The sequence below is a fragment of the Pseudomonas guariconensis genome (genome assembly GCF_040822035.1).
Taxonomy (GTDB): Bacteria; Pseudomonadota; Gammaproteobacteria; order Pseudomonadales; family Pseudomonadaceae; genus Aquipseudomonas; species Aquipseudomonas guariconensis.
This window is the reverse complement of record NZ_CP162012.1, coordinates 2415892-2428462: the sequence shown is the minus strand read 5'-3', so window position 1 is coordinate 2428462 and position 12571 is coordinate 2415892. Positions and strand designations below refer to the sequence as shown.

Sequence of the window (12571 nt, the reverse complement as noted above, 5' to 3'; positions counted from 1 at the left end):
CTGTTGGCCGCGCTCCGATATCCCGGAAGACGCCAGCAGTGCCGGCGATGTTCCTCAGCATTGCATCGGCGGTCGACGATCGCGCCAGGCGCGCCACAGGCCGCCCAGCACGCTACTCGTCAATGCGCCGAGCAGCGCCAGTGCCATGTCCTTCTGTGCATCCCACGGGTCACGCTGGGTGGCGACGAAGGCCTGGGCGGTGTCCTTGCCCACGTACTGGCCCCCCACCCATTCGATCAACTCGTACAGGGCCGACGTGGCCAGCACCACAGTGAGCGTCAGCACGACCAGCCAGGCGCCCCGCAGCACAGTGAGGCGCCACAGGGTTTCGCGCAGCGGCCGATAGAACAGCAGACCATAGCTCAGGTGCACCAGGCGGTCGTACTGATTGCGCTGCCAGCCCAGGGCAGCATCCAGGGAGTGGCCCGATACTGCCTTGGCCCAACGGTCATAGGGCACCTGGGCATAGGTGTAATGTGCGCCCAGTTCATGGATGGCGAACAACAGCACGATCGCAACATAGGCCGACGGTGACAGGCGCAGCCAGCGCCAACCCGACACCAGGGCCAGCAGCAAGGCCAAGGGGACGATGTTTTCCATCAGCCAGTCGGCGCGGTGGGCAGGCGCCACGCCTGAAACCACGATCATCGCCAGGGCCAGAAGCAGCAGGGCCAGCGCTTGAGCTGGGGTAGCGGGTGAGCCAATCGACTGTCGAACCACGGCGGTGCTCTTCGTAGGGCCGTTTCCTCTTAGAGTCATTCCTTCGAAGAGGTTCTGAACCTGAGCCAGCGCCTAGCGCAGCTGAGTACTCTTCATAGGCGCTGGGAGGCACGACTGCCCCCTGTTCAAGTCAGCGGCCCCTTGAGTTCCACTTGGTTGCCGTCCGGGTCGAAGCAATACAGCGACAGGCCTTCGCCCTCGGCGCCGTAGCGCTTCTGCGCAGGTTCGACGGTCACGCCGGCCGCTTGCAGATAGGTGGTCAGGGCTTGCTCGTCGAACGGCTCGATACGCAGGCAGAAGTGATGAAGGTTGTTGCCCTGCCCGTTCGCCGCCGGCCCGCCCGGGCGTCCCAGGGGACCGTCGAGGGTCACCAGGTCGATCATCGCAGTCCCTGCCGCTAGGTGGACCATTCCTAGATCCTCACGCGTTCGGCTCACCTGGCAGCCGAGCAGGTCGCGGTAGAAGGCGATGCTGCGCTCCAGATCCTGGACCCGCAGGACGATATGATCGATGTGCCGGATGGCGAAAGGTGGCATGCCGCTGCTCCATATGGCGGACCCTGAAAGGGGTACCCAGGCAACATAGCCCATCCCAACGCCTGCCGACAGCCCCGCCTTTTGCTTACTCGTTGACCAGACGCTGCAACTGGGCGCTGTCGTGGCTGGCCAGCACCCGCAGGATCTGGTCGACCAGCGCTCGGTCAGGCGCCTCAAGATGGAAGTGATGACCACCTGGGTGCCAGGTGACCCGGGCATGCTCGGGCAAGGCGCCCTGGCGCTGCTCGAAGCCGTCGCCAGCGAACGCCCCCTGGCGCCCCAGCATCAGGTACAGCGGGCAGGCAATCTGGCGGAGCAAGTCACAGGCCTCATGCTCGGTCAACGGCATCGGTTCGGGCAAGACCAGGCGCGGGTCGTGGCGCCAGCAGTAGCCATCGCCCACCTGCAGCAGATCGCGTAACGCCAAAAGACGTGCCGCCTCGCTCGACAACGTACTGTCCAGACGGTTGCGCCGCTGCATCAACGCCGACTCCACGTCATCGAACTGACAGCCGCCAGGCTCGGCGAACCCCTGCAGCCGGCTGCGCCGGACCATACGCTTGAGACGGTAGGCCCGGGCCAGGTGCTGGACGCGGTCATCGGCCGCCACGGTAAACGGCACGCCCATGCCATCGAGGAAGATCATGCTGGCGATGCTGCTGGTGAGCGCCGCCAGCAGCGAAGCGATGCCGGTGCCCATGCCGTGGGCCACCACATGAAAATGCCCGAGCCCCAGGCTGTCGACAACGGCCAGCATGTCCTCGGCGTGTTCCCACAAGTAATAGCCGCTGTCATCGCGCCGGTGGTCCGACCGACCATGGCCGGCCAGGTCCGGCGCCACCACGAAGCACCCATCGAGCAAAGGTGCCAGCCGCTCGAACGAAGCGGCATTGTCCAACCAGCCGTGCAAGGCGAGCACGGGGATGCCGTCCTCCGGCCCCCAGCAACGCACGGCAATTTCGACGCCATCGAGGTCTAGCAGGTGATCCTTGGGACTGCACTGCGAACGCATGAACTCTCTCCCTTGGCTTTGGCCTGGCACCCGCGCATCAGGCCGGTAACCTACCTTGGCGCAGGCAGCCTAGGCTCGCTGGCCCGCGACCGACGGTAACGTGTTCGACACCGACCCCTTGGGTGTTATCTCGCTATCACCCGCGCCACGCACCGAGACCGCTCAATGGCAGCTCTTTGTAATGGAGTTGACCATGACCACCGAGCCCCCCTTCCATCACGCACAGATCGTTCGTTCCTTGCCGACCTGGTGCAAGGCCCTGCCCGCCCAGCGCGTGCCCGACCTGCTGAGCCGGCTGCGCAAGGACTATCTCCAGGCCGATGGCAGCGCCCACGCCTGGTACACCAAAGCCAGCGCCGAGGATCAACAGGCTCTGAACACTGCCATCGACCGCCGGGACGCCAGCCGCAGGACCCTGCAGGATGCGCTGAAGCCACTCAAGGGCATCACTGACTTCTGCAAGCCACTGCTCGAAGCGCGCTTGGGCATCGATCAGCCCGTCGATCAGGCGCAGTACCACTTCCAGCCGTTCAGGCAAATCATCGAGGTGCTCACAGAAACGACCGCCGCCGTTGCCGCACAGACTGACACAGCACGCTATGAACGCGACCCCGAGGGCAAGCCGCGCAGGCTCAGCCTGCTGGAAGCGGCGCTGCACAATTTCGAAAGCGCGGACGAAGCCGGCCCCTTCAGTACCTTGCAGCGCAGCAAGACCGACGCCAGCCCGGTGACAGGCCCCGTGGCCGGGCTGACCGCTGGCGGATTCGTCAAAATCTGCCGCGATCTGGACCTTGGTCGGCATTACCAGACGCATCTCAGCGCCCTCTATGACGGTCCTGCCTCGGCCTGGATCCAGCGCCTGTCCATCCAGGCCAGCCAGGACGAGCTGCGGGTCCAGGCATGGATTGCCCGACTGCGTGAAAAGGTGAGCGACGCAGGGCATGCTGCGCTCATGCAACTGTGCGAGAACGCCGCCAAGCCGAACTCCCAAGGCCACACCCTGAAATGCTGGCGCGTCAACCTGTTCAAGACGCCCCTGAACGAAGTGTTGGTGATCGGCCCGGACCAGGTGGAGGGGACCAACCCGTGCATGGTCTACATTCCCGGCGCACCGGATGCGCCTTTGCAGGAGTATCCGTCGGCGAGCCAAGCGGCAAGCGATCTCGCCAAGCGCATGCAGGACACTGACCTGTTGCGCTTGATGATCGGCTTCGCCCCTCACAACCTGCAGGGCGAGTTGACCACCAAGCTGCGTCAGGCCTTGTTCGTCCAAAAGCGCTTGTTCGGACGCAAGGTCCGGCTGAACAAGAAGGCGCCCAGGCTCCTCTATGAGCGCGTGGCATTGCCCGATGCTCCCTGGGTCACCCTGCACCGCGACCACGTACGCCGACTCAAGAGCGATGCCGCCAGCATTGCGGTACCCACCGCCGATGCCGATGCCAAGTCGCGCCTGGAGCGTCTGGAGCACTGGCTGTCGGTGGGGCTGGACGTGCTTAACGTCGCGGCGATGTTCGTTCCGCTGCTCAACCCGATCATGATGACCATCGGTGCAGCGCAAATCATGGGCAGCGTGTTCCATGGCATCGAAGCCTGGGAGGACGACGATACCGCCCAGGCCCTGGCCCAGGTGGAATCCATCGCGGTCGACATCGCCAGCGCAGCAACCCTTGGTGCCGGCCTCAAGGCACTGAAGGCGTCGGGCTTCGTCGATGCCCTGCAATCGATCCGACACGATGGGGAAGAACGCCTGTGGCGCCCTGATCTTACGGCTTACCAGAGCCCTGTCGAGCTGCCTGCCGAGCTGTCTGCCGATGCTCAAGGCCTGTATACGCTGGACGGTAAGCACTACGTACGCATAGAAGGCCATATGTATGCCCTCGAACAAAGCGAGCACGGCGAGTGGTCCCTGCTCCAACCCGATTCCACCGATGCCTACCGTCCGCGCCTGAGCCATAACGGCCACGGTGCTTGGCGTCTGACCCTGGAACAACCGCTGGACTGGAGCGATCTTCAACTGATGCGTCGTCTCGGGCCTGTGACCGACGGGCTGGAAGATACCGACCTGATCATGGCCATGGCTGCCACCGGTACCGATGCCGATGTGCTGCGTCGCGTGCACATCGATGGACAACGGCCACCGGCGCTGCTCATCGACGCGCTCAAGCGTTTGCGCACCGACCAGGAGACTGACGATGTCATTTCCCGTGTGCGCCACGCCAAGCCGCTTGCCGCCTACAAGCACTATGCGCTTCCGGCCCTGCCCACATTGCCAGGCTGGCCTGAGGATCATGTCATCCTCGCTTTCGAAGGCGCAGAATCGACCGGCAACGCCACTCGATATGGCGCTGCACAAACCGCTGGCGAGGTGCAAATCAAGATTACGCGCACCGAGTTGGAACAGGGCCAACTCAGTCAGACGGTCATATCGCAGATGGCCCCGCAGGCCATCCGCGCGCTACTGTCGGGCCATAACGTGAGCGAACAAGACGCCTTGGCCCTCAACGAGATCCTGGCCAATCATCTGGCGGGCCAGCGCGCGTCAATGTTCGAAAGCCTCTATAAAAGTCGCCAACCGGTCTTGAGTGCGCCAGCCCAAGTGTTGGCCCGTCAGTTTGGTGGCTTACCCGTCGATGCCCTGGACGCGATCATCGACAACGCCAGCGCCACCGAAAAACAGCGCCTGGCAGCAGGCCGCGTGTCGTTGCGCATCGCCGAGGAAGCACGGCGCCTTCAGGCCCGTGCGCGGCTGGATCGGGCCTTGTTGGGGCTTAATCGGGCAGACCTGGCCAACGCCGACAGCCAGCGCCTGGCTGACGCCTTGGCGGTGGAACAACCCGATGCCAGCCCGGATGAACGTCTTGCAGCGGCGCAGGCAGACCGGAACCTGGCAGCTCGATTGATAGGCCAGCAACCAATCAAGCCTCGTTGGCGCTCGCCGATGCGCCTGAGCGACGGGCGGGCGGGCTATCCGCTGAGCGGCAGATTCCGTTTTTCCAACCTGCTAAGAAGCGGCAGGGACGCTATCCATACCCACCTGCAAAGCCTGTATCCGGGGCTCAACCGGGAGCAGATCCGTACGCTGGCCCGAGACATGGCCCGCCACGGCGATGTTGCGGGGCAAATCAGGGTGTTGGGTGAACAACGCACCACCCTGGCCGAAACGCTGCAAAACTGGACCGATACGGGCACGGAGGATGAATACGATAACCGCCGCAGGCTCAGCCGCCTGCTCAACCGCACGTGGAGCCGCGAGGGTGGTCAGCACCTGCATCTGGACTATCTGGTGCTCGATACCCTGCCTTCGTTGCCAGTCCCGTTTCCCCATATCACCGAGCTCTCCATGGACAGTGTGCATTTGCAGACGATTCCAGAGGACTTCCTGCAGAGCTTTCCGAACCTGCAACGGTTGGAGCTGGCCAATAACCCGCAACTGGACACACGCGCCCTGTTCCGGGCACTGCGCAGCGCGCCAGGGCTACGAGCGCTGGCCCTTAACCGCACACCGCTCCAGCAACTGGATGCAGCGGCCCGCGAGGTACTGGGCGCCATGCGACACCTGCACACGTTGCACATCTCCCATGCCGGTTTGACCCTGAGCGTTGCCGACATGCAGATGCTGGCCAGGCTGCCGCTGCAGATACTGCAACTCAACACCAACGCCATCGACCTCACCCCCGGCTTGGCAGCGCATTTCAGCCAGATGACATCGCTGCGTGAACTGAGTCTCTCGGACAATCCACTGGGGAACGCCCCGCTGCTGGGTGAACTGCACAATCTCGAAGGGCTCTACCTGGACGACTGCCTGCTCACCCAATGGCCGACCGGCCTGACCGAACTGATGGAGCGGCAAGACTGCCGATTGCGCGACCTGCAGCTGAGCAACAATCACATCACCGAGTTCCCGGCGCTTGAGCGGATCCTGCAAAGCCACTTCGTCAACGAATTGCGCACCGGCAGGCGCTTGATCATCTGGACCTTCTTCGACAACGGTATCCCCGAAGAGACGGCCGAGCGCTTGCGTGGAGCAGGCGTCAGGATTCTGGAAACACGCGAGCTGCTACCTCAGCCCCCGGCGGCGAACGTGCCCGCAGTGCCCCCTGAAGTCGCGCCGGTGCAGTGGCTGGCTAACGCGACCGACGCGCAACGCGAATTGTGGAACCACATGTTCGAGGATGGCGCCTACCCGTACCTACGTGAGGTCATCGAGCGCTCCGGACGCTCGGCACAGGCACGGACCAGCCCGCAAGGGTTGGCCCGGCAAATCTGGGGGTTGCTGGAAACGGCGAGCCAGGATGAACACTTGCGTGCCCATCTGGATCGGATCGCCAGTGAGTTCCCGACCACCTGCGGCGATGCGGCTACCGACGGGCTGAGTACCCTCGAGGTAGAAGTCTTGGCGTATGACGAAAGCACCGATGGTGAGGTTGCCGGGCCACGCTTGTTCACCTTCTACGGTCGCCTGTACCGGCGCCACCAAGTAAACAAGCTGGCATCGCGTATCTATGCAACCCGGCTGAAACGTCAGGCGCGATACCTTGAATGGAAAAACCTCCCAGCCATGCAGAGGGGGCCTCTCCCAGCACTTCCTCCCCTCGATCCGCTGGATGACATCGGTCTGGAGCAATTGGGGCAAAGCCTGGTCGATGACATCGAAATACGCTTGGCCTTGCGTCAGGCAGTAGCTGCTCGGCTGGAATTTCCAGAGCCTAGCCACGAGATGCTCTACCGTCAGACCGCGATGATCTCCGATCACACGGCGGACGAGGTGGTGAACGCCGTCGAACGGTTCGAGGAGGACGAAAAAAGCGACGGGCCGCGGCAGGTCTGGATCGCCACAGAGCCGAGCTGGCAGCGGTTTCTCAAAGATCGCTATGCCCAAGACTTCGACGCCCTGACCAAGCGCTGGCAGTCAGGCCTGGATTATCTGGAGTACTGCATGGATTCTGAAGCGGAGCCTGTCGAATTTCTGGACGAGGCCGTGATCAAGGTGCTGGAGCCCGTATTGCCAGAGCAGCCATTGGATGCAGCTGGCCAGCCGCGCCGGGTAGCGGTCAACGAGGGCGTGCATCTCAAAGCGACCAGTGTACTGCTCAAAGCTCGTCGGGAAGAGGAAGAGGCCCTGCTGCTCGAGCTGACCAAGCAACAGGACCCGAACGCTCATTGACCGCGGAGGTCTTCGAAAAACGCGTGCCGGCCAGCCACCTGGCCGGACGCGCGAGGCGCACCCGCCGACTCGCCGTTGGCGGCTTCCACGTGCCAATAGCAGTGCCTGACCGCGCGGGTCACCGCGACATAGGCCAGGCGCTGCACCTCTTCCTTTTGCGCCGTGTCGAACGGCTGGGCATCACCGGCACGCCCCAGGCCGGCCATGCGGTACGCCTGGTTCTTGTACGGCGAGCTGGTCAGGTACTGACAGTCGCCGAGCATGAATACGGCATCGGCCTGCAACCCTTTAGCGCTGTGATAAGTGAGCTGGCGCAGCCGACGTTGGTCGGGCGGCAAGCTAGAATCAGCTTTATAAACAGACGATAAATGCTGTTCTATCAAAGACTTATCCGAACTTCTTCGAAACAGCATCATCACCGTTTCGCCGCGCGCGTAATGCTCCATCAAGGTCTCGGCCAGGGCTGCCTCATCGCGGTCGAAGACTTTGACCGGCGACAACGGCAGCTCGGCGGCCAGACCACTGGCCTTGGCCTTCTTGCCGGTGATGGCCGGCGCGCCTTTGACCAAGTGCTCGGCGGCATCGATGATGTGCTGCTGGCTGCGGTAGTTCTCCACCAACATGACTCGGGTATTGGCCGGTGACGGAAACGCCTTGGTGAACTCCATGAAGTATTTCGGCGAGCTGCCCCGCCAGCCGTAGATCGATTGCCAGTCGTCCCCCACGCACATCAATGAACTGTGACCGGCGTTGCGCCCGAGGTGCATGGCCGGGCCACGTCGGCGGATCTCGGCCAGGCTCGCCCGTAGCCAACTGACGATCTGCGGGGAGACATCCTGGAACTCGTCGATCATCAGGTGCGCCAGCGGGCGCAGCAGCGGGTCGGGCAACAGGCGCAAGTTCTCCGGATTGTTCTCGCCGAACAGGGCGAACATACGGTTGTAGGTCATTACCGGTGGCGACTGGGCCAGCAGGTGCGCCTCCAGGGCTTTCCAGAACAATGCCAACGCCTCGAAGAACGCTGCATCACTGTCATCGGCCGAGAAGCTCATGCCGGCCACCGCAGTGTTCACTTCCAGCCCCAGGTTCTCGATGAAGCTGGCGGCTGCGACGAACGCATCCAGAAGCGGCGCCGGTGCCAGCTCGCCTTTGACCTTGTACTCAAAGCCGGGGCCCGCTACCGCATCACCGGCCAGCGAAGCTGCCAGGCGCTTTGCGGAGGTGTAATTGTCTAGCCATATCAGTGGTTTATCGCAGAAAGCTTGAAACAACGTTCGCTTTACAGCCCACTCCGCCCGCACCCCGAGCTTGGCGCCGGGGCGTTGGTACTGGGCACTTTCGGATGGGTCGAAACCGAGCACCACCCAGGCGTCCAGCCCTTCCAAACGGCCATGCACATGAAAACGACTGCCACGGATCTGCACCGTGTCGCGACAGGGCTCGATGCCTTTGATCGGCCAGGCCCCCGCGGCGAACCATAGGTCCTCGATCACGTCGCACAGTTCTTCGTCGCGCTGGGCCGCCAACTGGGTCACTTGTACGCGCTTCTGCACATCGGGGTGGTCGGGGTCCAGGGGTTTTAGCTGCAATGCCTCCCGGCGCAACGTGCCGATGAGCTCGGCGAAGCGGGGGCTGGCTTGCAACAGATCGCGGTAGCAGAGATTGAGCTGTTGGCGCTGGGCATCGTTCAGGCGCAGGTCGAACGGGTTGCCGTCGGCGTTGGCTTCGCCACCTGCGGGCAGTTCCTGGCCCAGGGTCTCGAAGGCCCGCAGTTGGCCGAAGCCTGGCAGGCTGCGCACCAACGGCAGGATGCGGGAATGGAAGGTGCGCACCAGTTCCCGGGCCTGGGCTGGCTGCAGGTCGAGCTGCCACAGGGCAAAGACCTGCACCAGGCGCTTGATGAAATCCTTGCGCGATTCGCGAGTGAAGGTCACCACGGTCATGGCGTCCAGCTCATAGCCCAGGTAATGGCGCAGCAACAGGATGCGCAGCACCAGGGAGGTGGACTTGCCCGCGCCGGCGCCGGCCACCACACAAGTGGAGGGGGTGTCGCTGAAGATCAGCTTCCACTGAGCGGCGCTGGGTTGGGCCGAAGCTGGCAGGCGCTGGGCGACATCGGCCTTGAAGCGTTTTTTCAGCTCGGCGGTCAGTGGGAGACGCCAGTCGTCGAACAGGTTGGAGTCCTGGCCGGGAACGGCCGCCGCCTCGGGGCGCAGGTCACGAATCACCAGCACCTGGCGCCCCGCCTCATAGCCCTCGACGCGGCCACGCTCGTAGCCTTCACGCAGGCCATCGGCATGGCCGCTGCGCTGGCCGGTGACATGGCCCAGGAACCAGGAGTCGCGGTGCTGTGCTTGCAATCGGGTCAGGCCGCGGCCCAACAGGCGGGCGGCCAAGCGGCGAAACCAAGGCAGTTGGGCGGGTGGCGTCAGCTCGGCCGGAGCCGGGGGATGCTCGTGGGACACAGTCACTCCGTTGAAGATCGAATCAGCGGGCCATGTTCACCTCATCCGTAAAAAATCGCCAGCGAATGCTTTCAGATCAGGGTATTAGGCGATGAATCGCATGTATTTGCGCACCTAAAAGAATCTAATAAATAGATAAAAGCAAGCCGATATTTACGCTTATTTTCGATCTTTGTTTGGCGCATCATGGCGTCATTCCACCCATTCAAGGAGCACGACCATGCTGCAACTGCGCCCGTTCGAAAGCCTCGGCCACGCCAACCACGGCTGGCTCGATGCCCATCATCATTTCTCGTTCGCCGAGTACTACGACCCAGCGCGCATGAGCTGGGGCAACCTGCGGGTCTGGAACGATGACTTGATCGCGGCGGGCAGCGGCTTCCCGCCTCACCCGCACCGCGACATGGAAATCATCACCTATGTACGTGAAGGCGCCATCACCCACCAGGACAGCCTGGGCAACAAAGGCCGCACCGAGGCGGGGGACGTTCAGGTGATGAGCGCAGGCACCGGGATCGTGCACAGCGAGTACAACCTGGAAAAGGTCGACACTCGGATCTTCCAGATCTGGATCATGCCTGAGCGCGTCGGCGAAGCGCCTTCCTGGGGTACCCGGCCCTTCCCCAAAGGCGAGCGCGGCGAAGGTTTCGTGACCCTGGCCAGTGGCCGGGACGGCGATGAAGACAGCCTGCACATCCGCACCGACGCGCGCCTGGTGGCCGCCACCTTGCGTGCCGGTGAAACCGCCGAGTACCGCTTCGACGCCGGCCGCCGGGGCTACCTGGTGCCAGCCAAGGGATTGGTCGAGGTCAATGGGCTCAGGGCCAAGGCGCGTGATGGCGTAGCCATCGAGCAAGAAGACGTGCTGCGGGTCATTGCGATCGAGGACAGCGAAATCGTCCTGGTGGATGTGGCCTGACTCCGGCCTTCACGCCCGAAGTAGGCTGACGGTGAAACCCCAAGCGTTCGGCGAAACAGTACGCTGAACGCGCTGGGGCTTTCATGGCCCACGTCCGGCGCGAGCTCACCGGATGCGATTAATCAGATGCTCCGCTCAAAGCGGACCGACTGTCGAAGGGCTCAGCGGGTTTGCAGGAAACTCATGACCTGCTCGGCCGCCGCTGCCGGGTCTTCCTGCATGAAGCAGTGCCCTCCGGCCACCTGCTGGGCACTCACCTGATGGTTCAATGCGGCCAGCCGCTGCACCGAGTGGGGTACGAAGGGATAGGTATGTTCACCGTAAAGGATGCGGGTGGGGGTCTGGATCCGCGTCAGATGGGTCCACATCCGCTCGGGAAACGAACTGAAGATTTCGACCTCGCGGCTAGGCCGGCACTTGAGCACGACACCATCACCACATTCACCGATGGCATGCTCCACATAGGCGTGCAACGAGGCATCGGTCCAGCCTTTGAAAATGCCACGCCCTTGCAGCGAGGCCAACGCCGCCTCCCGATCCGGCCAGTGGCTGCGGCGGGTCGCAGCCTTGCGTGCCAGGGCATGGCGACGGTGCAGCCCGACCAGCGCGGCGGCACCCATCACGCCGATCATGCGACGGCTGAACAGCACCGGGTCCAGCAGCACGGCGCGCTCGAACAGGCGCGGCTCAGTGGCCAGAATCAGGCCGGTCAGCACCCCGCCAAAACTGTGCCCGACCGCGAAGCGGGGCACGTCGCCGTATTCGCCGCGTCCAGCGTCGAAGGCTTCCACCGCCAGCGCCGCGCTGCGATTCCACCCACGAAACACCCCGCCGTGGTCACTGTCGCCATGCCCCTGAACATCACTCAGCCACAGATCGAAGTGTTCACCCAAGTGCATCAGCAAGGGCTGGTAGGCCAGGCAGCAAAAACCGTTGCCGTGCAAGAAGTGCAACAAGGGCCGCCCGCTGGCTGGCGAGCGCCAGCCACGCAAGGTGAAACCTTCGGAGCTTTCGTGGGACCAGGGAATCAACTGCATCGGCCTTGTGTACTCATCGGTTCAGGAAAACACCGATTCTACAAATAGCAGCGGGTACAGCGAAATCACCAGCAGCAAGGCCATCAGGACATTGAACAGCGTCAGCCAGCGCGGGTTCTGCAGGAAGTTGCGCAAAGCACTGCCAAACATCACCCAGATCCCGACGCTGGGCAAATTGACCAGTGCGAACAAGGCTGCGATGACGATCACGTTGAGCACATAGCCCTGGGCCGGCGTATAGGTGGTAATCGCCCCCACTGCCATCACCCAGGCCTTGGGGTTGACCCACTGGAACGCCGCCGCCCCCCAGAAGCCCAGAGGCTTGCGTGTGTGTGCGGCATCGCCGGAGATCGGCCCGGAGGTGGCGATCTTCCAGGCCAGGTAAAGCAGATACACGGCGCCCGTGTAGCGCAGGATGCTGTACAGCGACGGCCAGGCAGTGAACAACTGGCCCAGGCCGAAGCCCACGCCCAGCACCATCACCATGAAGCCAATGCTGATACCCAGGGCATGAGGGATCGACCGGCGCACACCGAAGTTCACCCCCGAAGCCAGCAGCATGGTGTTGTTCGGCCCTGGGGTGATCGATGAAACGAAGGCAAAGAGCACGAAGGCGGTGAGCAGATCGGCTGATCCAAGCATGGCAGGCTTCCACAAAGGGTTGTTGTGTTGTCACACTAGCCGAGCGCTTTTCTGCGCGACCCGTACAGTTGCAACA

The 12571-nt window shown here is 63.2% G+C and carries 8 protein-coding genes; 2 read left to right on the top strand and 6 right to left on the bottom strand.

The features are described from left to right. Positions 1 to 54: 54 nt before the first annotated feature. From AB1N67_RS11135 to AB1N67_RS11125, 3 genes are all read right to left on the bottom strand, one after another. Complete coding sequence (locus AB1N67_RS11135) at positions 55 to 720, bottom strand: DUF2238 domain-containing protein (protein ID WP_232092024.1); 666 nt, start codon at positions 718 to 720, stop codon at positions 55 to 57. A gap of 125 nt (positions 721 to 845) precedes the next feature. Further along, the gene (locus tag AB1N67_RS11130; RefSeq protein ID WP_043214049.1) at positions 846 to 1256 is read right to left on the bottom strand and encodes a VOC family protein; all 411 of its coding nucleotides are present in this window, start codon (positions 1254 to 1256) and stop codon (positions 846 to 848) included. Between the two features lie 85 nt (positions 1257 to 1341). Further along, positions 1342 to 2268: an alpha/beta fold hydrolase gene (locus AB1N67_RS11125; protein WP_090342554.1), complete on the bottom strand. Its 927-nt coding sequence runs from the start codon at positions 2266 to 2268 to the stop codon at positions 1342 to 1344. A 193-nt stretch (positions 2269 to 2461) separates the two neighbouring features. On the opposite strand from AB1N67_RS11125, the gene AB1N67_RS11120 reads away from it, so the two are divergent. Beyond that, positions 2462 to 7432: a dermonecrotic toxin domain-containing protein gene (locus AB1N67_RS11120; protein ID WP_367863804.1), complete on the top strand. Its 4971-nt coding sequence runs from the start codon at positions 2462 to 2464 to the stop codon at positions 7430 to 7432. On the opposite strand, the gene AB1N67_RS11115 is transcribed toward AB1N67_RS11120, so the two are convergent. Beyond that, positions 7426 to 9897: a UvrD-helicase domain-containing protein gene (locus tag AB1N67_RS11115; protein ID WP_090342547.1), complete on the bottom strand. Its 2472-nt coding sequence runs from the start codon at positions 9895 to 9897 to the stop codon at positions 7426 to 7428. The two genes, AB1N67_RS11120 and AB1N67_RS11115, sit on opposite strands and share 7 nt — an antisense overlap. A gap of 220 nt (positions 9898 to 10117) precedes the next feature. Between AB1N67_RS11115 and AB1N67_RS11110 the strand changes: the two genes are divergently transcribed. Continuing rightward, positions 10118 to 10816: a pirin family protein gene (locus AB1N67_RS11110; protein ID WP_043214056.1), complete on the top strand. Its 699-nt coding sequence runs from the start codon at positions 10118 to 10120 to the stop codon at positions 10814 to 10816. 161 nt (positions 10817 to 10977) lie between these two features. Here the strand turns inward: AB1N67_RS11110 and AB1N67_RS11105 are convergent, their stop codons facing one another. Next, positions 10978 to 11853, bottom strand: coding sequence for an alpha/beta fold hydrolase (locus AB1N67_RS11105; protein ID WP_367863803.1), 876 nt, complete (start codon positions 11851 to 11853; stop codon positions 10978 to 10980). 21 nt (positions 11854 to 11874) lie between these two features. Then, positions 11875 to 12495: a LysE family translocator gene (locus tag AB1N67_RS11100; protein ID WP_367863802.1), complete on the bottom strand. Its 621-nt coding sequence runs from the start codon at positions 12493 to 12495 to the stop codon at positions 11875 to 11877. Positions 12496 to 12571 lie beyond the last annotated feature (76 nt).